This window comes from Methylobacterium sp. CM6241, assembly GCF_054817845.1.
Window position 1 is genome coordinate 651,752 of record NZ_CM139246.1, and the last position, 21,852, is coordinate 673,603.

The 21,852-nt window shown below is 66.4% G+C and carries 13 protein-coding genes; 6 read left to right on the forward strand and 7 right to left on the reverse strand.

Annotated elements, in window-relative coordinates:
- The first annotated feature begins 36 nt into the window (after window positions 1-36).
- A complete protein-coding gene (gene queD / locus ACYQR9_RS03080) occupies window positions 37-390 on the forward strand; it encodes a 6-carboxytetrahydropterin synthase QueD (RefSeq protein WP_461228645.1) in 354 nt (117 codons plus the stop codon).
- 2 nt (window positions 391-392) lie between these two features.
- On the forward strand, window positions 393-1,151 hold the full coding sequence (gene queC, locus ACYQR9_RS03085) for a 7-cyano-7-deazaguanine synthase QueC (protein ID WP_056422403.1): 759 nt from the start codon (window positions 393-395) through the stop codon (window positions 1,149-1,151).
- A gap of 382 nt (window positions 1,152-1,533) precedes the next feature.
- Here queC and ACYQR9_RS03090 read toward each other — a convergent pair whose 3' ends face one another.
- The 3 genes from ACYQR9_RS03090 to ACYQR9_RS03100 form a co-directional block, all read right to left on the reverse strand.
- A complete protein-coding gene (locus tag ACYQR9_RS03090) occupies window positions 1,534-2,991 on the reverse strand; it encodes an exopolysaccharide biosynthesis polyprenyl glycosylphosphotransferase (protein WP_461228646.1) in 1,458 nt (485 codons plus the stop codon).
- 104 nt (window positions 2,992-3,095) lie between these two features.
- Window positions 3,096-4,025: a WecB/TagA/CpsF family glycosyltransferase gene (locus tag ACYQR9_RS03095; protein ID WP_461228647.1), complete on the reverse strand. Its 930-nt coding sequence runs from the start codon at window positions 4,023-4,025 to the stop codon at window positions 3,096-3,098.
- Window positions 4,025-5,026 (reverse strand): UDP-glucuronic acid decarboxylase family protein, encoded by a 1,002-nt coding sequence (locus ACYQR9_RS03100; protein ID WP_056422405.1) that lies wholly within the window; start codon window positions 5,024-5,026, stop codon window positions 4,025-4,027. The genes ACYQR9_RS03095 and ACYQR9_RS03100 overlap by 1 nt, the downstream gene beginning before the upstream one ends.
- 395 nt (window positions 5,027-5,421) lie before the next feature.
- On the opposite strand from ACYQR9_RS03100, the gene ACYQR9_RS03105 reads away from it, so the two are divergent.
- The 3 genes from ACYQR9_RS03105 (at window position 5,422) to ACYQR9_RS03115 (ending at window position 8,788) form a co-directional block, all read left to right on the forward strand.
- Window positions 5,422-6,690, forward strand: coding sequence for a polysaccharide biosynthesis/export family protein (locus tag ACYQR9_RS03105; protein WP_461228648.1), 1,269 nt, complete (start codon window positions 5,422-5,424; stop codon window positions 6,688-6,690).
- A gap of 355 nt (window positions 6,691-7,045) precedes the next feature.
- Window positions 7,046-7,774: a Crp/Fnr family transcriptional regulator gene (locus ACYQR9_RS03110; RefSeq protein ID WP_056422411.1), complete on the forward strand. Its 729-nt coding sequence runs from the start codon at window positions 7,046-7,048 to the stop codon at window positions 7,772-7,774.
- Between the two features lie 63 nt (window positions 7,775-7,837).
- A complete protein-coding gene (locus ACYQR9_RS03115; protein ID WP_461228649.1) occupies window positions 7,838-8,788 on the forward strand; it encodes an IS481 family transposase in 951 nt (316 codons plus the stop codon).
- 312 nt (window positions 8,789-9,100) lie between these two features.
- On the opposite strand, the gene ACYQR9_RS03120 is transcribed toward ACYQR9_RS03115, so the two are convergent.
- Both ACYQR9_RS03120 and ACYQR9_RS03125 read right to left on the reverse strand, forming a co-directional pair.
- Window positions 9,101-10,468 carry a lipopolysaccharide biosynthesis protein gene (locus ACYQR9_RS03120; RefSeq protein WP_461228650.1) on the reverse strand — a complete coding sequence of 456 codons (1,368 nt, stop codon included), beginning with the start codon at window positions 10,466-10,468 and terminating at the stop codon, window positions 9,101-9,103.
- 171 nt (window positions 10,469-10,639) lie between these two features.
- Window positions 10,640-12,832 carry a GumC family protein gene (locus ACYQR9_RS03125; protein WP_461228651.1) on the reverse strand — a complete coding sequence of 731 codons (2,193 nt, stop codon included), beginning with the start codon at window positions 12,830-12,832 and terminating at the stop codon, window positions 10,640-10,642.
- A gap of 332 nt (window positions 12,833-13,164) precedes the next feature.
- Between ACYQR9_RS03125 and ACYQR9_RS03130 the strand changes: the two genes are divergently transcribed.
- Window positions 13,165-14,703 carry a right-handed parallel beta-helix repeat-containing protein gene (locus ACYQR9_RS03130; protein WP_461228652.1) on the forward strand — a complete coding sequence of 513 codons (1,539 nt, stop codon included), beginning with the start codon at window positions 13,165-13,167 and terminating at the stop codon, window positions 14,701-14,703.
- On the opposite strand, the gene ACYQR9_RS03135 is transcribed toward ACYQR9_RS03130, so the two are convergent.
- Together ACYQR9_RS03135 and ACYQR9_RS03140 are read right to left on the reverse strand one after the other, a co-directional pair.
- A complete protein-coding gene (locus ACYQR9_RS03135; protein WP_461228653.1) occupies window positions 14,681-15,535 on the reverse strand; it encodes an FkbM family methyltransferase in 855 nt (284 codons plus the stop codon). The two genes, ACYQR9_RS03130 and ACYQR9_RS03135, sit on opposite strands and share 23 nt — an antisense overlap.
- A gap of 78 nt (window positions 15,536-15,613) precedes the next feature.
- Entirely contained in the window at window positions 15,614-21,844 is a 6,231-nt protein-coding gene (locus ACYQR9_RS03140; RefSeq protein WP_461228654.1) for a type I polyketide synthase, read from the reverse strand.
- Window positions 21,845-21,852 lie beyond the last annotated feature (8 nt).

The window sequence follows — 21,852 nt, forward strand, 5'->3', positions numbered from 1 at the left end:
GTCACGTCAGCGCGTGAGGAACCCCAGAGTCAGTCGATGAAGATCACCCAAGCCTTTACCTTCGAGGCGGCGCACCGCCTGCCCAACGTGCCGGAGACCCATCGCTGCCATCGCATGCATGGGCATTCCTACCGGGTCGAGCTGACGATCTCGGGGGAGGTCAATGCCGAAACCGGCTGGGTCATCGACTTCTTCGATGTGGAGCATGCCTTCGCGCCGATCCTGCTCCAGCTCGACCATTACTGCCTCAACGAGATCGAGGGGCTCGAGAACCCCACTGCAGAGAACATCGCGGCCTGGATCTGGCATCGGACGAAGCCGGCTCTGCCCGGCCTATCTTCGGTCAAGGTGTTGGAGACCCCGATGTCCTGGGCAGAATACGAAGGCTGACGATGAACGACGAAGGCGCCCTGGTCCTGTTTTCCGGCGGGCAGGATTCCACGACCTGCCTAGCCTGGGCACTGGAGCGGTTCCCGCGGGTGGAAACCCTCGGCTTCGACTACAACCAGCGCCACAAGGTCGAGCTCGACCGGCGGGCGACCTTGCGCCAGAGCATGGCCGGCATGAAGTCAGGCTGGTTCCGACGTCTCGGCCGCGACCACACGATTTCGCTCGATGCGCTGGGAAAGGTGTCGGAAACCGCCCTCACCCGCACCACCGAGATCGCCTTCGAGGCGGGGGGGCTGCCCAACACCTTCGTGCCCGGCCGCAACATCATTTTCCTCACCTTCGCCGCCGCTCTCGCCTACCGGCGATCCCTCGGTCACATCATCGGCGGCATGTGCGAGACGGATTATTCCGGCTATCCCGATTGCCGCGACGATACGATCAAGGCGCTTCAGGTGGCCCTCAATCTCGGCATGGACAGACGCTTCGTGCTCCACACCCCGCTGATGTGGATCGATAAGGCCGAGACTTGGAAACTCGCCGAGGATCTCGGCGGCCCGCCGCTGGTCGACCTCATCGTCGAGGACACTCATACCTGCTACCTCGGCGAGCGTGGCCAGCGCCATGCCTGGGGTTATGGCTGCGGCACCTGCCCCGCCTGTGACTTGCGCGCGAAGGGCCATGCGAAATTCGTGGCCGAGGCGGTGGCGAACGCTGCCCGTCCGTCCGGTGACCTCACCGCCCCCCAATCGCCTGAAGCTTGAACTGGCGAAATCAGTCCTAACCAGGACTATGGTCACTAGCCCTCCTAGACTTCAACCGTGGCACCATAGAATTCGCGGGGCAATTGACAGTCAATCCATCATCCGCAAAAGATATCCGGTGCCACTGCAGCACCGGAGGGTGCCTTGCTGGAAATCATATTTTGGATCTCCGCCCTTGTGTCCGTGTTCGGCAGCATTGGGTTGATATGTATATTTCTATGGCCCGAAAAACGCCAACGCATCGAATGGGATGATCATTCGACCAATTAGATCACAGATATGCAAGGGCCTGCTTCAAGGAAATCAACTTCACGGCAAGCGCACCACCAAGACAAAGTCGTGACGAGAGCGAAGGACATGACCGTGTCACGGCGGTGGGAAGCTACCGGGCACCCTTGGCGCCAAGGACGGCCGAGACCGTTGCGAGCAGGATGTATAAGTCGAGCCAGGGTGACCAGTTGCGGATGTAATAGGTGTCCTGGCTACGCTGGACCCCAAGATCTCCGTCGCTTCTCGACGAAATCTGCCATAGGCCAGTCAGCCCGGGCGGGACGCTGGTGCGAAGAGTTCGAAAATCGGAATCGAACCCGTCCATGTGATAGGCGGGAAACGGCCTCGGGCCGACGAGGCTCATATCGCCGCGCACGACATTCCAGAGCTGAGGCAGCTCATCCAGGCTCGTTCGCCGGATGAAGTTCCCGATCTTCGGCAAGATTCGCGGATCATCGGAGAGTTTGAAGAAGCGCCTCCATTCCTCGCGGGCGGCCGGGCAGGCTTCGAGATGGGCATGCAGCCGGCGCTCGGCGTCGGAATACATGGTCCGCAGCTTCAAGACCCTGATGGGTCGCCCGTCCCGTCCCACGCGGATCTGGACATAGAACGGGCTGCCGGGATCGAGCACACGGATCGTCGAGGCGAGGATCGCGATCACCGGCAGGGCGAGGATCAGGCCGATCCCTCCGAGCGTGCAGTCGATCACCCTCTTGAGGGCCAGGTTTCGCGACCGGTAAAGTTCGCGCCGGATCTCCAGGCCGATGGCGTTGCCGAGGGGCTGAACCTGGACCCACATGTTCTGCAACTCGTGGATCTGCTGAACCAGGACGGTGCGCGGAGCGGGAAGCTGGCCCGTGCCTTTCCCATCATACAGGGCAAGGGTCGCGCAGGACGAGAACAGCAAGACCTCCGCGGGCACCGCCGGGCTCTCGTCGATGCCGCCAAGGACGGGCAGTCCCTCCGTCCGGATCGACTCCTGTCCAGGCTCGACGAGGAAGCCCACCGGACGGAACCCCAATTCCGGCTGGGCGAGGAGCGTATTGGCCAGATCGCGTCCGGCAGTGTCGGCCCCCACGATCACGGTGAGAGCCCCCCAAAGCTTCCAGCGGATCAGTGCGCTCCTCAGCGCGGATTCACCATAGAACCCGATCACGATGAGGAGCGCCGACACCACCGCGATATCGGCGACGCCACGCGCGGATGTCCCGAGAGCGCTTGCGACCAGCAGGCAGCTGATCGCGTAGATTCCGATACCGAGAACGCGTAGCCGGAACCGCTCCGGCGGGCTCGGCCCGTAGCTGGAATAGAGCCCGAACGCCGCCAGGACGAACACAAGAGCAACCGGGGGAATCGGCACCGGGGTAGACGATCCAAGCCAATGCTCGGCAGGTAGCCAGCCGGTGATCAGTTGGGGAAACAGACCGGCCAATCCGGAAAAGAACAGGTCGCCTCCGACCAGAACGGCGGTGACGATTGCCCGCCGCCGTCCCGGCCGGAGTTCTGCTCGCACCGGCACGGTACGCTCGACCGTAGGGCCCACGAGAACGATGCTGTCGGTGGTGCTCATGGGAAGCCATTCCGGAAGCGCGAGGCCATGCCGGCCTTGGAACGAGAGGAGGCGGGACACCGTCGCGACTAGGCTAAAAACCCGGCACGGCGCAGGAGCAGGCATCACCCGGGACGATGAGGCGCCGGTGAGGCTCCCCCCCGGAAGCGAGCAGCGAACCAGCGCCTCAAAAGTTGGCCGGCGGCGAGCAGAAGAAACAGGGGTACGATCTTCATGTAGCGGGCGAAGAGCCGCCTCGGTTCGGTGACGAGACGAAACAGCCATTCGAGGCCCCGCTTCTGCATCCAGACCGGGGCCTGGCGTTTGGTGCCTGCCAGGAAATCGAAGGCGGCGCCGACGCCGATCATCACCGGCGCATCGATGCGCCCGAGATGCGAGACCATCCAGTTTTCCTGCTTGGGCGTGCTCAGGCCGACCCAGACGATGTCGGGCTGCGCGGCATTGATCTGCGCCACCACTGCCTCGTCCTCCTCCCGCGAAAGGCTGCGAAAGGGAGGGCAGCACGTTCCGACCACGGACAACCCCGGATGCGCGTCCTGAAGGCGTGCGCTCAGCGCCTCGGCCACGCCGGGCGCTCCGCCATAGTAGAAATGTCGATAGCCGCGGGCCGGAGAAAGGCCCGTGATGGCACGCATCAGGTCGGGGCCGTAGACCCGCTCGGTCGCCTTGTGGCCCAGCAACCGCGACATCCAGACGAGCGGCATGCCATCCGGCGTGACGAGATCCGCCGTGTTGTGGATGGCAAGCAATCGCGGATCGCTCCGGCTCTCGATCACCCCATGGGCGCCGGTGATGCAGACGTAATGCGGCGTCCGGGAGCGGACGAAGGCATCGATGGCAGCGATTGCATCCGCGAAGGTGATCGCGCTGACCTTAAGGCCGAGCACCTCGGCGCGGGGCAACTCCCGGTGCTCCACCGAGGCCGGCGATGCTCCCCCTGTCGCCTCGACCGCGTGGTGCAGGTGAGTCGCTGGGAGCACGGATCGCGCCCAGCGATTCAGGTCGGCGCCGGTCGGCGAGAGATCCTCGGTCATCACACGGCCTGCGTCAGGGGTTCAGAACGAGCCAGTTCGCGCAGAGCGTGAATCGGCGAACCTTTCTGGATGAGCCTCGCTTCGAAATACGCGATGGTCCGCACCAGACCAGTGTCGAGATCGACACGCGGCGACCATCTCAGCTTCTCGCGGGCGCGGGAGATGTCGGGGCAACGCCGTTTCGGGTCGTCCTGCGGCAAGGGTCGGCATTCGATGGTCGAGCGCGAATTGCACAGCTGTACAATGCGTTCGGCCAGAGCGAGGACGTTGATCTCGGAAGGGTTGCCGAGATTGACCGCGTCGCCGGGCTCCTCATCCACCGCCATCAGCCGGAGCAAGCCTTCGACGAGATCGTCCACGTAGCAGAACGACCGCGTCTGGGATCCGTCGCCGTAGATCGTGATCGGCTGATGCGTCAGTGCTTGGACGATGAAGTTCGAGATGACCCGACCATCCTGCGGATGCATGTTCGGTCCGTAAGTGTTGAAGATTCTCGCGACGCGCACCGACATCCGGTGCTGCCGCCGGTAATCGTGGAACAGCGTCTCGGCGCAGCGCTTGCCCTCGTCGTAACAAGCCCGCGGCCCAACGATGCTGACATGGCCGCAATAGCCCTCGGGCTGCGGATGAACGTCCGGATCGCCATACACCTCGCTGGTCGAGGCCTGGAGGATGCGAGCATGGAGGCGCTTGGACAAGCCAAGCATGTTGATCGCGCCCATCACGCTGGTCTTCGTCGTCTGAACGGGGTCACGCTGATAGTGAACCGGAGAAGCCGGACAGGCGAGATTGTAGATCTCGTCGACCTCCACATAGAGCGGGAACGTCACGTCATGGCGAAGTAGCTCGAAGGATTGATGCGTGAGCAGTTTATCCAGGTTCGAGCGCGCACCTGTCAGGAAATTATCGACGCAGAGAACTTCATTTCCCTGTTTGATCAGCCTTCCACAGAGATGAGACCCTATGAACCCGGCCCCACCCGTTACGAGGATGCGCTTCATTGTCGGTGCCCCTCCGGCTCATTCCCTGGACTGACGACGGTCTCGTCCGGGCGTTGAATGAGCGTTCCGTCGGTGATCTCGCCCTACCGCTCCCTTGCCGGGAACTCGGAGCGTTGTTGAACCATGGCGGGCAAAGACCGTTGACTACAAGTGGCGCATCCGGTGCATTTGACAATCACATGCCCCGAATAAGGAATAGTACTATCGAATAATCGTGCGAAATGGATTAGGAATAACTGTTTTTCCTTCGCATAAATACGTATTTTCGAAAGGATTACCTCGTCGTAGAACCCAGCTTGTCCGAAAGGCGATGCCGAAGCTCGAATTCCCGACGTTTAGAATATCGGCGAACGTGCGGGATGGGCCTCACGAGACGAGCGGTCGGTTGATCCAGGATGAAACAGCATCAGCGGACGCGCTCCGGGCGCGTATCCCATCGCATTGCAGCGCTTGCCCTATGGGTCGCCCTCGGCGGGGCGGCGCTGGCCCAGGATTCGACCTATCGCCTGGCGCCCGGCGACCGGGTCGGGTTATCGGTCTATGGGCAGGCCGAACTGTCGGGCGAGTTCGTGGTCAATGGCAGCGGCGCTCTGTTCCTACCCCTGGTGGGTGAAGTCTCTGTGTCCGCCATGACCTTGCCGGAGGCGCAGAAGCAGATCGTCAGCCATCTGGCCGACGGCTTTCTGCAGCAGCCGGTGGTGAGCCTGCGCATCACCGAGATGCGGCCGATCTACCTCCTCGGCGACGTGCGCGTGGCGGGGAGCTATCCCTTCCGCTACGGCGCCTCGGTCCTCAGCGGCATCGCCCTGGCCGGCGGCTTCGCCTTGCCCGAACAGGCGCAGATCGGCCAACGCACGGAGTTCCTCAGCTCAGACGAGCGCGTCCGTGTGCTGGAGGCGACCCAGCGCCTGCTGATGCTCCGGCGCGAGAGGCTGGAGGCGCAACGACACGACCGGGAGGACTTCACGCCACCGCGCAGCAGCGGGCACGACGAGGGCTTCTCCCGCCTGCTTGCGGAGGAACGCGGGATCCTGAAGGCGCAGCGGAGTGCGTTCGTGCAATCCGCGGAGATGCTGCGAGCGCAGAAACCGCGGATCGAGGCCGAGATCGGCGGCGTCGAGGCGCAACGGAAGGCGGAAGAAACCCAACTCCGGCTGATTCAGTCCCATCTCGAAGATTACGAGAAACTCATCAGCAATGGCTTGGCACGACGATACCAAGGCATCGAGCTGCAGCGGGAGGAGGCCCGGAACAAGGGTACGATCGCTCGGCTGAACTCCGAACTCGCCCGGCTCGACCTGGCGATCGGTGATCTCGGACTGAGGGTGCAGGAACTCACCGACACCTATCATCGCCGAATCCTCACCGAGTTGCAGGACGTCACCACGCGCCTGACCGAAGTAGAGATGCAGCTGCCCAGCGCCCGCGAGATCCGGGAGGCGCGCCTCCAATCCGGCGGCACGCTCGGTGCCGCCAGCCCCGGCGCCCCGGCGCGAAAGGTCTTCATCACGCGAACCGTAGGAGAGCGGACGGAAACCTTCGAGGCCGATGAGCGGGCGCTCCTCCAGCCAGGCGACATCATCGATGTGCGTCGCGAGCCGCCGACGGCATCGATCAGGACGAGCCTTGTCCTACCCGAACCGAGCGCCCTCCCCCCGCGCTGATCCAGGACGCAGACTCTTCCCAGCGAAGACCGGCTCGCCCCGGATGCCGCTGGCGCGTCGATGCCGAGACGGCGATCCTCCAACTGCTTACTGAACCCACATCGGCACAGGCTGGCACCGGACACTTCCTCGGACGTATCGGTATCGCAGCTTCACCTCGACACCCGAACTGCTCAGACACGCGGCGCATCTACAAACACATTGAAAAAAATTGCTCTACTACAGAAATTATAGTACTTAATATTGCATTATTTTACTGGAATTTTATTCATTACCCTGCAGAATACTAGCTCCCGCCTACGCGGATTTCGATTTCCTTGAAAGTACAGGCGAGATGCTTGGCGGAGCGTCATTGATGAACTCACGACTCCAGCCACTCCAGGCACCATTGGTCGAGAACCGTCTCCTGCGGGCGCTCCCCATCGAGGTCTTCAACCAGATGCTGCCGCAGTTGGAGGAGGTGGCTCTGGTCGTCGGCGAGCGGATCGTCATCGCCAACGAACCCATCCCGCACGCCTATTTCATCGAAAGCGGATTAGCGTCCGTGACCATGGCCATCGCCGAACGCGGCACCGTGGAGATCGCCGTCGTCGGGCGCGACGGCATGGTCAGCACCGCCCTGGTGCTTGGCATCGAGCACACGCCGCTCACCGTGGAGGTCCGCGTGGCGGGCCGGGCCCTGCGGATCGGCGCGGGCGCCCTGCGCCAGGCGATGGCCCAGAGCAGTGCTCTGCGTGATATCCTTCTGCGCTACGTCCAGGTCGTCATCCTCTGGACCAGCCAGATGGCGCTGGCCAACCGTCACCATTCGGTGGAGGAACGCCTGGCGCTCTGCCTCCTCCTGGCTAGCGACAGGCTCGATGAGGGCCGCGTGGTCATGACTCACGAGATGCTGGCGCTGATGCTCGGCATGCACCGCCCGCGTGTCACCGTCGCCCTGCACGAACTGGAGCGCACGCGCATGATCGTGATGCGCCGCGGGCAGATCACGATCCGTGACCGGCTCAAGCTCGTCGAACTGGCCGGAGACAGCTATGGTCTCGCCGAGGCCGAGTACGAACGGCTGATCGGCCCCTTCATCTAAGACTAGGTGTTTGATCCCGCGGTGTGGTGATACGGTTGCGCATCATGCTGCGAGGGAAGCGCTATGGACCAAGTTCTCCATGGAAGCGCCACCACGACGGAGGCAGTCCGTCGCGCGATCCAGCTACGTGAAGAGAGCGTAAGGGCGCTGGCCCGGCGCTACAGCGTCAGTCCGACGACGGTGCAGAAGTGGCGCAAACGGGCGACGACGGCGGATGCCCGGATGGGACCCAAGGAGCCGCGCTCCACCGTGCTCACGGTCGAGGAGGAGGCGATCATCGTCGCTTTCCGACGGCACACGCTGCTCCCGCTCGACGATTGCCTCTATGGCCTGCAACCGACGATCCCGCACCTGACCCGGTCCTCGCTGCATCGCTGTCTGGAACGGCACGGCATCAGCCGACTGCCCGAGATCGACGGCGACAAACCCAAAAAGCAGCGCTTTGCGAGTTACGCCATCGGCTACGTCCATATCGACATCGCCGAGGTCAGCACCGCTGAGGGCAAGCTCAGGCTGTTCGTGGCCATCGACCGAACCAGCAAATTCGTCTTCGTGCGGCTGGTCGAGAGCGCCGGCAAGATGGAGGCCGCTCAGTTCCTCCGCGACTTCATCGAAGCGGTGCCTTACCGCATCCACACTGTGCTCACGGACAATGGCATTCAGTTCACATCACGCCAGCGGGATATCTACGACAGTCAGCACATCTTCGATCGTGTCTGCGACGAGCATGGCATCGAGCACCGTCTGACCAAGGTGAACCACCCTTGGACCAACGGGCAAGTCGAGCGAATGAACCGTACGATCAAGGACGCGACGGTCAAACGCTACCACTACGACAGCCATGCTCAGCTGAGAGCGCATCTGCATCTGTTCGTCGATGCCTACAATCATGCCCGCAGGCTCAAGACGCTGCGCGGCCTGACGCCCACCGAGTTCATCCTGAATGCCTGGACGAAAGAGCCCGATCGCTTCAGGATCGATCCGTCACACCTCATCCCGGGACCGTACACCTAGACGGAGGTGAGGGAACTCATCACCCGCCGCCCGTGCGACGGCGGGCGTCCGCCGAACGCGCCGAGGCCAAGCATCGGACGGAACTAGCGTCGATTTCCCTGTCGGCGCGTTAGGTCTGCATGTCCAAACCGCCGAGGCGCGCGCAGTGGTCTCGAAGGGCGCCGGACGATGAGGCTCTCGGATGGAAGTGACCCACCTCGCGCGTCGGCCGGATGGAAGTCCTCGCAAAAGCTGGTCGGACAGGTACGGCGAGGCCCTGCGGCACCGGCGGATGCACTCGTCCGCCGGTGCCGGATTCGGCGAGAGCGCCGATCAGGTCTGCCTCAGTTTCGAGGCCGGCAGCGCAGCCACGCGTGACGCCACGGCGTTGCCTATGGCCTCACCCTGATCGTCCGCGGAGCGGGCCGGGACAGCCTGGTCCCGCACCCGGTCGGAGGAAGCGTCGGCGGTGTCGGTAGCGATCATCCTGGTGAAGAGGAGGTGAAGCACGACGAGGCGGACGGCGTTGGCGAGGCAGAGGGCGATGCAGGCTCCGTTCAGGCCGAACCCGATGATGAGCGGGATGGCGATCGGGATCGTCGCCACGGCCCCGGCCGCGTTCACGATCAGGGCCTGCTTGGCTTGCGAGACGCCGTGAAAATAGGCGCACACGATGTCCGTCACGAACGCGGCGAGGGCCGCGATGGCGAGGAGCCGGACCGGGGTCGCGATGTCCGCATAGGGCGAGTGGGCACCGTAGATCAGGCCCAGCACCTCGTGGGGGAATGCCACGATGGCCGCCAGAAACACGATCACGATGGGCATCCCCGACAGGGCGAGGGGGTGGGTGGCGCGCCATGCCTCCGCCTTTCCCCCGGCATGCGCCCGTGAGGAGACCTGAAGGATGACGTTGCCGAGCCCGATCATGAGCGGGTTGAGCAGGTTGACGATGTTGAAGCCGGCCTGGAGCAGCGCCGGCAGAGCGGCCCCGGACAGGGCGGCCAGGAACCAGAACAGGAACTGGACCCGCAAGGCGGCGCAGAGGTTGTTCGCCAGCGCCCATCCGCCGAGGCGCCAGAATTCCAGGGCGACGGTCTGGATACGGATCATCGCATGCCGGCGCAGGGAGAACCCCACCTGTATCCCCTGGAGGACGGCCGCCGCCGCCGATGTGACGGTCATGGCATAGAGGGCGGTCTCCAGGGTCAGGTCACCCCGGAGCGCGAGCCAGAGGGCGATCAGGATCTGCCCCATATAGCTGACGATCTCGCCGGGGACGGCGGCTCGGAAGCGCAGTTCCACGAACAGGTAGCGCCGGAACGCCTCCTGCACCTGCCAGACGAAGAAGTAGACGAGCAGAGCCGCGATGAGATCCGGCCGGCCGATGAGGAAGGCCGTGACGGCCAGGACGAGACCGGCCGGAACGCACAGGCCGACGAGCAGGATGAAGCTCACGCTCATCAGTTCGCCGATGCGGTCCCTGTCCGCGGGATCGGCCAGGACCGACATCGGATAGAACAGCACCGACGCCATGACGGTGTAGAGGATCATCAGGATCCCGAAGAGCAGCGCGAAGGCACCGTATTCCTGCGGCGGCAATGTCCGCGCGAGGGCGATCGTGAACAGGAAGTTGCCGAGGCTCGCGACGCCTTGATCGATCAGGGGCCAGGCGATCCGTGCAGCCCGCACTCTAGCGAGCACCGGCCGGCTCCACCGCCGACGGCGTCGGGCAGGCCACGGCCGCGCGGGACAGCGGCGCGCCGCCTCCGCCGACAGGCGTGAACACGATGATGATCGAAGCCATGATCGACATCCGCTGGATGGCCGCCGAGAAGAAGTCGTGCAGAAAGGGAACGGGCCGTTGGGCCGGTCCTATGAGGACAGCTTGGACGGCAGCAGGTTGCCGCGGGGGTGATGCGACCCTGCTTCCTCGAAATGCCCCCGGTAATCGTTGTAGTGGGAGCATTGGTCGACCACGCGGAAGTCCTTGTGCTCCGTCAGATTGACATGCGTCAGGACCAGGCCGCGCAGGCGCACGGAATTGTCCTGCAGCCGCCGCAACGCCGCCTGGACCGTCTCGCGCGGGGTCCGGTTCCAGTGAACGGCCATGACCGTGACGTCGGCGAGACCGCCCATCGTCAGGGCATCGATGGACAGCATCACCGGGGGAGCCTCGATGAGGACGAGATCGAAGTTCTCTCGAGCCCGCTCAATGAAACTCTCGAAAGCCGGCGTCAGGAAGAGGTCGTGCGAGTCGCCGTTCTCGGCGCGATGCAGCACCACGACCCTGCCGGGGTCGTTCCGCATTGGGAATCCCGCCGGGTCGCCGAACACGACATCCTCGAGGCTGGGCTGGTCGGCCTCCGCGTAGCGGCGCGGCGTGCTGTCGATCACGAGGGTCCGGATGCCGCGCTGAGCCAGGAGACTCGCCATCGCCATGCAGAGAAGCGACTTGCCCTCGCCAGGTACCGAGGACGTCACCATGACGACCCGGGGCTCGGCCAGAGCGCGGGCTCCGGTGAGCGATGCGCTGACGAGGCGTATCGATTCGTCGAACATCCGGACCTCGGCGGTCGACGAGCTGCCGGTGAGTTCCGGTACCATCCCGAGGCAGCGGTGGGCGGTTTCGTGCGCGATCTCGGCATCGGACCGGAAGCCCGTGTCGCGCCGGTCCATCATCACGGCGTAGCCGATCCCCACGCCGCTCGCCCCGAGGACGCTGAGGCAGATCAGCATGAGTCGGTTCGGCCCCGACGGGACCGTCACGGGCTTGGCCGCCATGACGATCTGCGTGGTCGACGACTTCATCCCCGTGAGCGCCAGCGCCTGGGCATGGCCGTCGCTGAGCAACTTGAGGCGCTCGCGGATGGCCACCGCGTTGGTCTGCAGGCTCTGCAGCTTGGCGTCCTGCCCCATCCCCTCGACGAGGTTCGCCTTCAGCACGTCGACCCTGTCGGCGAGGTTCGCCTCGTCGGCGGTGGCCGCCTTGACGTCGCTCTCGAGATTGCCGATCGCGCGCTTGATCTCCTCGCGAAGCCGCGATTGCGCGGCCTCGATATTGGCCTTGGCCTGCAGGTAGGCCGGATGACGCGGTCCGGTCGCGGCGACGTTGGCGAATTCCCGCGTGGCCGATTCCGCGCTCTCCAGCATCCTCTGGATCAGGGGCGCGCCGGAAAGGTCCTGCGCCGATGGAGTGCCGCCGGCGGCGAAGACCTCCTGCGCCCGCGACAGGCGCGCCTCGGCGGCGATCCGGGTCTGGCGAGCGGCGGCGAGGTGGGCCACGGCATCACGCACCTCCTGCTGCGGCAGGCTCATGCCCTGCGTGCCGCCCTCCACATAGCCGGTCTGCCGCCTGTAGCGATCGACGGCAGCCTCGGCATTCTCGAGTTCCCTCCGGCTCTCGCCGATCTGCTCCTCGAGCCAGGTCCTCGTCCGCTCGGCCGCCGCCACCCCCATCTCCAGGCGGTTGCGCAGATAGGCGTCGACCACGGCATTGACGATCCGCGCCGAACGCTCCGGCGAGGTCGAGTTGTAGGACACGTTGATCAGGTAGGCCCGCGTGTCGTTGGTCACGGTCAGGTTCCGCGAGACTTCGCGAGTGACCGCCTCCACCGAGGCGGTGGAATCGGCGGGCTCCTTCGCCGATCCGGGTAGTACCGTGGAAAGGATGCGGGAGACGAAGCCCGGCCCCCGCGCGAAGGCCGGGTCGTCCTGGAGCTTGAGGTCCTCGACCGCATGTCTGACGGTGGCCAGCGAACGGATCACCCGCGCCTCGCTCTCGACGATGGCCCCGGCGTCGAGACTGGTCGCCGCCTGCTGGTTCGGCGACGTGGCCTGTGAGGCAGCGACGCGGCTGAGATCGACCTGGATCAGGGATTCGGCGCTGTACTTGTCGGGCAGTGACCAGCAGATGGCGGTCGCGAGCACCAGGGCGGCGGCGGCGAGCCCGACGATCACCCGGCGATGCCGAAGGATCGCGGTGAGGAACCCCAGGGTCTGGGCTTCGTAGGTCTGGCGGAGCACGACGCTGACCCCGCTCTTCGAGTGGTCCAGAACCCGGTTCATTCCGTCCTCGTTGATCGTGGCATGTGCGGCGCTCCGGTCGGAGGATCGGCCGTCTTCCGGGCATCCGGACCATGACGGCGGAGCTTTCATCCACCATCCGGCCGATCCACCGTCTGGTCGGTGTGATTGAGCGGGATTTCGACTTGGCTTGGGAAGTGAGATCACGGACTAATTCGTTCGCCCCGGCGCTCTAGACCGTTTTTCACCTTCCTTTCGGCGAGAAGTAGCCCTCACTGTTTTGCAGAAGCCGGTACAGGGCCGGCGGCATTGAGATCTCGTGCCGGCCGCAACTGTAACGGAAGGTGATAATTGCTCCCTGCAGGATCGAACTGGTGGATGACCGCTCGGCACAGCCCTCACCGGCAGCGATCCCCGTCGCGCACTTCGCTCACCGGACGGCGGGAGCCATGACGTGGCGCGCGCTCCGCCATGCGCTGCCCCTCGCCGGGCTGATCCTCTGGCAGGGGGGCGACTCGGCGCGGGGAGAGGGCGCGGAGGGCGGCTGCCCCGGCAAGGCCGTGCGCGTCGCCGCTGGCGAGTCGATTCAGCGGGCCGCGATCCGCGCCGGAGAGGGCGGGACCATCTGCATCGGCACCGGCCTCTACCGAATGCAGGAGATCGCGCCCTTGCGGGGTCAGACGTTCCTCGGCGGGCCCGGCAGCGTCCTCGACGGTTCGCGCATCGTCCGGCAGTTCGAGCGGGCGGGCCCGTACTGGTCCCTCACCGGATTGTACCCGCGCCATGTGGGCGCCGGCCGGTGTCGCGGCGGCGGCTCGCTCTGCCTCCTGTCGCTGGCCGTGTTCCTCGACGGACAGCCGCTCACCCGCGTCGCGTCGCGCGGCGATCTCGGTCCCGGACGTTACGTGGTGGAGGCGGCGGCCGGCCGCGCGATCCTTGCCGACAACCCGGAGGGACGCCGCGTCGAGGTCAGCGCGGCGCGCTTCGCCTTCCGCAGCCGGGCCGCCGATGTGCGGATCAAGGGGCTCGTCGTGGAAAAATACGACTCGCCGACCCAGATGGGGGCGATCCGCGGCGGCGACGGCACCGGGTGGCGCGTGGAAGATTCGCAGATCCGCCTGAATGCCGGGCTCGGCGTCGATGTGGGCTCCGACGGGGCGATCACCGGCAGCACGATCGAGCGGAACGGCCAGCTCGGCGCGGCCGCGCAAGGCCAGCGGATCCTGATCGAGAACAACCGCATCGCTTGGAACAACACGGCCGGCTTCGACCCCGAATGGGAGGCCGGCGGCCTCAAGATCACCCAGAGCCAGGAGGTGGTCCTGCGCGGGAACCGCGTCCACGACAATGCGGGTCCGGGCCTCTGGTGCGACATCGATTGCCGCGACGTCCTGTTCGAGAAGAATACGGTGGAGAACAATTCCACCGCCGGGATCTTCTTCGAGATCTCCTACGACGCCGTGATCCGCGGAAATACGCTGCGCTTCAACGGCGCGGGCCATCCGGTCTGGTTCTGGGGGGCCGACATCCAGGTGGCGGCCTCGAGCGGCGTCGAGGTCTTCGACAACACCATCACCGTCCGGCCCGACGGCCGCGCGATCGTGCTCGTCGACCAGGGCCGCGAGAAGGACGGCGGCGGCTTCTACAGGACGACCGGAAACCGCGTCCACGACAACCGGATCCTGTTCACCGGCAGGGGCAGCGCCGGCGGCGTCACGGATACGGACGAGGCCGCCCCGAATGCCCGGATCATCGAGGAGGGCGGCAACAGTTTCGACAGGAACACCTACGCCGCGCCCGCCGACGTGAAGCCGGTCTTCATCTGGGGGCGGACGCCCATCGACTATGCCGGTTTTCGCGATGCCGGGCAGGAGAAGCTCGGCCGCCTCGTCACGCGGACGGCACCACCTTGAGAAGCCCCCTCGTCGGCCAGCGCGACGTGTCGCCCCTCGCGGATGCGGCGCGGGACTTGAAGAGCATCAGGTTGTGGCCCGACAGGATCATCTCCCGCCGCTCGCGCAGGAGGATGTCCTGCAGCGGAAAGCTGGTTCCGTCGCCCGGCAGCATCCAGTCGTGCGGTTCGACGATGATCGCATGCGGCTCGGAGACCCAGCCGATCTCGCCGGAGAACACGTCCTTCTCGAAGCCCTCGACATCGATCTTGACGATCAGCAACTCGCCATTGGGGAGCAGGTCCTTGAGTTCCGCGATGACGGTGATGGGGATGCCGTGGTCCGACCGCTCGGTCCGCCCCCTGTCGGCGTTGCCGTTGCCGTGTTCGAGGTTCACGCAGCCGCTCCGGCCGCCGAGGGCGGTGGGGACGACGCAGATATTGGCGCAGACCTCGGTGTTCTGCCGGCAGACGACGAGGTTGTCCTCGTCCGGCTCCACCGCCAGCACGACCGCCCTCGGATAGGCCCGAGCGAAATAGCGCGCCGCGATTCCCACATTGGCGCCTCCGTCGATGATGATCGGCGTGTGTCCCGCCGCGCAGATCCGCTCGTACTCGCTCCGGGTGGCCGCCCCCTGGCGGACCCGGTCGAGGTCGTAGACCATGCGGCCGAAGACGGATCTCAGCACCTCCATGTCCGACGTGTGCGGCCGGATGTAGAACGCACCGTGGACCGTCCGGACCAGACGGGCCTCGCGGGAGGATGCGCGGCGGTGCAGCCCGCGCAGGAGCACGGGCAGGCCGAGTTGCTTGACGTCGCTGTAGTGCCTGTAGGCGCGATCGACGAAATCCATCTTCGGTCTCCCTGCCGGGCAACGGGGTGTCGTCCATCGCGGAACGGGACGGCACCGACGGACGATGCGGCCCCCGGATCAGGCGCTCTTGCGCACGGGATAATGCATCAGGCCGTCGAGCCTGCGCCGGAGGATGGCGGCGAGCTTGTCGACGGCGGGCTCCTGGAACAGCGTCTCGTGCGTCGCCGCGATCTTGTGGATGTCGATCCCCCCCCGGACGAGACCGCCCCAGCCGAGATCCGGGCCGGCGAGGAGATAGGGGACATACGCATCCGTCGAGCGGAACAGCAGCATGCTCCCGGCGTAGGGCTCAGGCGTGTAGCGGCTCTGCGCGACGAGATAGGCGTTCATGATGAACTGCGCGCGGTACATGTCGGGGATCGGGACGTTCGGGTCGAAGCGCTCCCGCGCGAATTCCGCGGCGCGGCGGCGGCGCTCGATCAGGCGGGACGGCCATCCCAGCGTGTAGCCGAGGCTCCAGCGGCGGACCGCCCAGAGCCGTTCGACCGTGCTGTGCTGCTGCGCGACGCTGGTGGTCGACAGAGTGTCGAAGAGGACCAGGAGCGCGATGGAATAGCCCGCGCGGGTCAGCTGCTGCGCGACCTCGTAGGCGATCACCCCGCCGCCGGAATAACCCGCGATCCGGTAGGGACCGTGCGCATCGACCTCGCGGATGGCTGCGATATAGGAGGCCGCCATCTCCTCGATGGATTCCAGCGGCGCGAGCCGCCCGTCGGCACCGCGCGCCTGCAATCCATAGAAGGGCTGGTCCCGGCCGAGGCGCCGGCTCAGCTTCTCGAAGTTGAGGACGTTGCCCTGGCCGCCATGGATGCAGAAGATCGGGGCACGGGTGGGCACGCCCCGGCAGATCTCCACCAAAGGCGACCAGGCGACGGACGGCATGACCAGCACCTTGTCCGGCTCGCCTCCCCCGGCGGTGCCCTCGTCCGTGGGTTCCGGCGCGACCATTCCGCCGACCAGAGTCGCTAATTGGCGCAGGGTCGATGCACGAAACAAGGTGGCGATCGGCAGATCCACGTCGTGATTCTTGCGGATCCGGGCAAACAACCGCACTGCCAGCAAGGAAAAACCGCCAAGCTCGAAGAAGTCGTCCTGGGGACGCACGACGGCGATGCCGAGCAGGTCCGCCCAGTATCCGGCGATCTGACGCTCGAGAGCGTTCGCGTAGTCGAGATCGCCGCCGACCGGCTTGGCCGAACGCTGCGCCGACATCGTTTTCGGGCGAATGGCTGCAAGGGTTTCCCGGCGCAGGTCGGACAGGGCGATCGACGAGGCCACGATCCCGGCGCCCCGGCAGTCGAGCACCCGGCGGAGCAGTTCGGGAGCGTCGGCCGCCATGATGCCGGCATTGAGCCGGGCCTCCAGGCTCGGCGGACGGGCATCTGCCTGCGAGGACTTCACCGATCGGGACACGCTCTGCAGGGTGAAGCCCTCGAACACGGCGAGCGGTACCCCGTTCACGTCGCCGATCACCACGTCGAACCGAGCGGAGGCACCGTGCTGAAGCGCCGTCAGTCGTACGTGACTGCGGATTCGGCGAGGCCAGCGCCCCGGGGGAAGCCGCATGCGCTCGATCGACGTAGGGACGTAGACCATGTCGTCGGCCGGGGGCGCGAGGAGATGCAGCCCGAAGGTGGTCGCGAGATCCGTGAGCGCAGGGTGCGCCGTGATGCCGTCGAGGTCGGCAGCGAACTCGGCGGGCAGTTCCAGTTCGGCCACGGCCTCCCAATCACCGCGCTCGATCCAGCGTATCGTGTGCCAGCGCGGCCCGAACGTCACGGTCTCACCCTGCGGAAAACCAAGGCCCGGAAGCGCGTGCACCCCCTCCCGACGCGCCGCCCGGCGGGCCACCCTCCGGACAGCCCAGGGCAGGGCCGATCCCGGCCACAGGGTGGCGCGCGCATGCTCGACCCATTCTTCGCCCAGGAGGGGACGGCTCTCGACGGACATTCTGTACCAGCCGCTGGCAAGGACCGTGAGCGTCGTCCGTACGAGACGCTTCACCCCGGGTTCGAACACGAGGGGAAGATCGACGGTGAGCCCGCGCAGGTCGACACCCGTCGATGCGAACCCCGCCGTGGCGGCGGCCAAAGCGATCTCGGCATAGGCCGCGCCGGGCAGGATCGGACGTCCGTCGAGGACGTGCTCCGCCAGGACCCACATACGCGCAGGATCGTAGAGCGCCTGAAAGGTGATGGTGGTCTCGGTGCGACCCGTCTCGGCCCCGAGGAGCGGGTGCCCTTCCGGGGTACCGGACAGGGACGCTCCCCCGTGGATCCGGGCCGCCATGCCGATGTCGCCCCAGATTCCCCATGCCACCGACAGGCCGTCGCTACGGCGGGCGGCCAGGGCGTCCAGGGCGGTGTTGGCGGCGGCGTAATCGATCTGTCCGGGAGGCCCGATCTGGGCACTCGTGGACGAGAACACCGCGAACAGATCGAGGCTTCCCTGGGGTAGCAGTGCATCGAGGACCAAACCGCCGGCCAGTTTCGGCGCCATGACCCGACGACTGGATTCCAGGGTCTTTTCCAAGATTGGGCCGTCGTCGATGGAGCCCGCAGCATGGAAGACCCCGTGGATCGCGCCGAAACGCTTCCGCGCGGCGGCGATCACCCGCTCCATGGCAGCGTGGTCGGTCACATCGGCGCTTAGCGACAGGATCTCGGCTCCCTCCGCCTCCAGAGTGTGGATCGCTGCCGCATGCGCGGAGGCATTGCGCCCCACCAACACGAGGCGCGCCTTCACGTCGCGCACCAGCCACGCAGCGAGGGTGAGGCCGAGTCCGCCGAAACCGCCGGTGATGAGATAGACGCCGCTCTGGCGCAGGCGGTGCGGTAACCCGGCAGGATCCTCGACCCGCGCCGGGACCATCCGCTGAACCAGGCGTATGCCGGCGCGATGAGCCACTAAATCGACGCCGTGCTCCGCATCGCATTCCGCGAGGATAAGGGCGGCCTCCGCCACCGGATCCGCGTCGCGGATGGGGCCATCCTCGCCGCCGAGATCGATGACCTGCGTCGCCAGGCCCGGCATCTCGCGGGGCAGGACGCGGCACAAGCCAAGGAGTGTCGCGCGCTCCGGGTGGCGGGCCGCATGGTTCGGGGGCGACTGGCTCTCCCGCGTCACGATGGTCAGGCGCTTGGGCAGGGCGACGTCGCAATATTGCATCGCCTGGCAGAGGGAGAGAAGGCTGTCGAAACCCAGCACCTGTTCGGCCGAGGGGCGATCCAGGGACGGGTCGGGCATGCTCATCGACCAGAGGTGGAGGATGTGATCCGGCACCATTCCTTCGCGGTCGAGGGCCGTGATCAGGTCCCGGTATTGGGTCGGCTGGTCGGGCCGCAACTGGAACAGGCGGTTGCGGACGGTGAAGGTTTCGCCGGAGCGCACGACCGCCACGCTGGCGCCCCGGTTTTCGAGAGCCGTGAGGATCGCGGTGCTCAGGCGCGACGCGTCGGCGAAGACCAGCCATGTCCGGTCCGGCGTGGCCCGGTTCGGCGCGACCGACGCAGGCAACCATTGCGGCACCGAGAACCAGTTTTCCATCGCGTCGAGGCGCTGCAGCACAGGCGCCTCGGCCTCGGCGACGACCGGCGTCGCAGCCGACCGCGTCGGCTCGATCCAATGCCTGTGCTTCTCGAAGGCGTAGGTCGGCGCGGACACACGGCGCGCATCGCCGCCTCGGATCGCCGCCCAATCGACGGCATGGCCGCAGGCCCAGAGCTTGCCGATCGCGGTCAGCGCGACGCAGACGTCCGATTCCGTGTCCCCCGGCTGGCCCATGGTCGGAGCGATGGCCAGAGGCGCGAAGGCCCCGCCCTCCGCAAGACGCGCGAGGGCACCGAGGCTGTGGCCCGGCCCGATCTCGAGGAGCGCCCGGTCCGGCTCCGCCAGGATCGCCGAAACGCCGGCCGCGAAGCGGACCGTCTGCCTGAGATGCGACACCCAATAGTCCGGCCGCGTGAGTTCACCCGGACCGACGAACGCGCCGCTGAGGTTCGAGACGAAGGGAAGCTTGGGCTCGTGGAGGGCGATCGATGCCAGGCATGCGCGAAACCGGTCGAGGAAGGGGTCGAGCATGCGCGAATGGGCGGCGACGTCGATGCGCAGGCGGCGGAACTCGATCCCGTCCTCCGCCAGCCGCCGTTCGAGGGCGGCGATCTCGTGGACGGACCCGGTCGCTACGGTCAGCGTCGCGGCGTTCTCCGCCGCGATGTCGAGAGCGTCGCCGATCCGGTCGCGCAGCTCGGCCGAGGGTAGCGACACCGCCAGCATGGCGCCCGCGGGCGCGGCTTCGAAGATCTGCCCGCGCAGGACGACGACGGACAAGGCATCGGCGAGGGACATCACGCCGGCGATGCAGGCGGCGGCATACTCGCCCATGCTGTGCCCGATCACGGCGGCGGGGCGGATGTTCCAGGCGAGCATCATGCGCGCCGTGGCGTATTCGACGATGAACAGGGCAGGGATGGTGTAGCGCGGCCGCGCGAGGAGGGCGGCGGCGGCCGCATCGCCCGGTTCGCTGTCGAGGAGCAGCGTCCGCAGGCCGTCCGGGGCATCGGGCGGCAGCAGCGCCAGACAGGCCTCCAGCGCCTCCCGAAAGGCCGGGACCTCCCGGTAGAGATCGCGGCCCATGCCGGGATACTGCGCCCCGCCGCCGGGGAACATGAAGACCGCCCCGACGGTCCCGGCGCCGACGCTCCCCGTGCCCATGCGGCGATGCGTGTGGCTGGCCAGGATCTCGCACGCCCCCGCGCGATCGCGGGCGATGACGGCGCAGCGATGCGGGAAGGCGCGGCGGCCGGCCTGGGTGGTGAAGGCCGCGTTCGCCAGGGTGAGATTCGGCGAGGGATCGGCCAGCGCCTCCCGCCATTTGCGTTTCGCCCCGTCGAGAGCCTCGGCGGTTCGTGCCGACAGGGCGAGGATCTGCCAGTCCCGCGCGGGACTCGGCACAGGCACGGCCGGGGCCTCTTCCAGGATGACATGGGCGTTGGTGCCGCCGACCCCGAGGGAGTTCACCGCGGCGCGCCGGGGCGCGCCGGTGCGGGGCCAGGGCCTGGCCGTCGTGACCACGGAGAATGGGCTCGCGGAAAAATCGAACCGGCCATTGGGCCGGGCGCAGTTCAGGCTCGCGGGCAGTTCCTCGTGATGCATCGCCAGGGCGACCTTGATCAGGCCCGCCACCCCGGCCGCCGTGTCGAGATGCCCGATATTGGTCTTCAGCGAGCCGATGCCGCAGAACTGGCGCCGGCCGGGAACGGAATAGGCCTCGCTCAGGGCCGCGAGTTCGATGGGGTCGCCCACCGGCGTGCCGGTGCCGTGGGCTTCGATGTAGCTGACGCTGCCGGGGTCGATCCCCCCGACGGCGAGAGCCTCGGCCGCCGCGCGTGCCTGCCCCTCGACGCTGGGCGCGAGGTAGCCGGCCTTGGTCGAGCCGTCGTTGTTGACGGCGGAACCGCAGATGACCGCGTAGATGTGGTCGCCGGCGGCGACGGCGTCTTCCAGCCGGCGCAGGGCCACGATACCGGCCCCGCTGCCGAAGAGGGTGCCGTTGGCCTCGTCGTCGAAGGCACGGCAATGCCCGTCCGGCGAGAGAATCTCGCCCTCAGCAGCCCGGTAGCCCTGTCGGTGCGGTACCTCGATGGTCACCCCGCCTGCCAAAGCCATGTCGCACTCGCCCGACAGCAGGCTCTGGATCGCGAAATGGACCGCCACCAAGGATGTGGAGCAGGCGGTCTGCACCGAGATGCTCGGCCCCTGCAGGTTGAGGAGGTAGGAGGCTCGGGTCGCGAGGAAGTCCTTGTCGTTGCCCGTATGACGCAGGAGGAAGAGCCCCACCTGTTCGAGGAGCTCGGCATTGGTGAGCAGGTTGTTGGCGAAATAGGCCTGCATGCCGCAGCCCGCGAAAACGCCGATGGCTCCCTCGAACGTCTCGGGACAATGGCCTGCATCCTCCAGCGCCTCCCAGGTACATTCGAGGAAATGGCGGTGCTGGGGGTCGAGAATGGCCGCTTCCCGAGGGCTCAGACCGAAAAACCCCGCATCGAACGCTTCCATGTCGGGCAGGACCATTCCGGCCTTCACGTAGCGCGGGTCGCGCAGATGCGTGGCCGAGACACCGGAGGCCAGCAACTCCTCGTCACTGAACCAATGCGTCGCTTCGCGCCCCGCCCTCAGCAGGCGCCAGAGGTCGCCCGTCGTGGCTGCGTCCGGAAACCGCCCCGCCATGCCGACGATGGCGATCCTGCCGGTTGCATCACCTGCCGTTTCAGGGGTCGGCGAAATCATGACGTACC

Bases quoted from the DNA above. Each gene is read 5' to 3' on its own strand.
- queD (WP_461228645.1), top strand. From the start codon at position 37: ATGAAGATCACCCAAGCCTTTACCTTCGAGGCGGCGCACCGCCTGCCC.
- queC (WP_056422403.1), top strand. From the start codon at position 393: ATGAACGACGAAGGCGCCCTGGTCCTGTTTTCCGGCGGGCAGGATTCC.
- ACYQR9_RS03090 (WP_461228646.1), bottom strand. From the start codon at position 2,991: ATGAGCACCACCGACAGCATCGTTCTCGTGGGCCCTACGGTCGAGCGT.
- ACYQR9_RS03095 (WP_461228647.1), bottom strand. From the start codon at position 4,025: ATGACCGAGGATCTCTCGCCGACCGGCGCCGACCTGAATCGCTGGGCG.
- ACYQR9_RS03100 (WP_056422405.1), bottom strand. From the start codon at position 5,026: ATGAAGCGCATCCTCGTAACGGGTGGGGCCGGGTTCATAGGGTCTCAT.
- ACYQR9_RS03105 (WP_461228648.1), top strand. From the start codon at position 5,422: ATGAAACAGCATCAGCGGACGCGCTCCGGGCGCGTATCCCATCGCATT.
- ACYQR9_RS03110 (WP_056422411.1), top strand. From the start codon at position 7,046: ATGAACTCACGACTCCAGCCACTCCAGGCACCATTGGTCGAGAACCGT.
- ACYQR9_RS03115 (WP_461228649.1), top strand. From the start codon at position 7,838: ATGGACCAAGTTCTCCATGGAAGCGCCACCACGACGGAGGCAGTCCGT.
- ACYQR9_RS03125 (WP_461228651.1), bottom strand. From the start codon at position 12,832: ATGAACCGGGTTCTGGACCACTCGAAGAGCGGGGTCAGCGTCGTGCTC.
- ACYQR9_RS03135 (WP_461228653.1), bottom strand. From the start codon at position 15,535: ATGGATTTCGTCGATCGCGCCTACAGGCACTACAGCGACGTCAAGCAA.
- ACYQR9_RS03140 (WP_461228654.1), bottom strand. From the start codon at position 21,844: ATGATTTCGCCGACCCCTGAAACGGCAGGTGATGCAACCGGCAGGATC.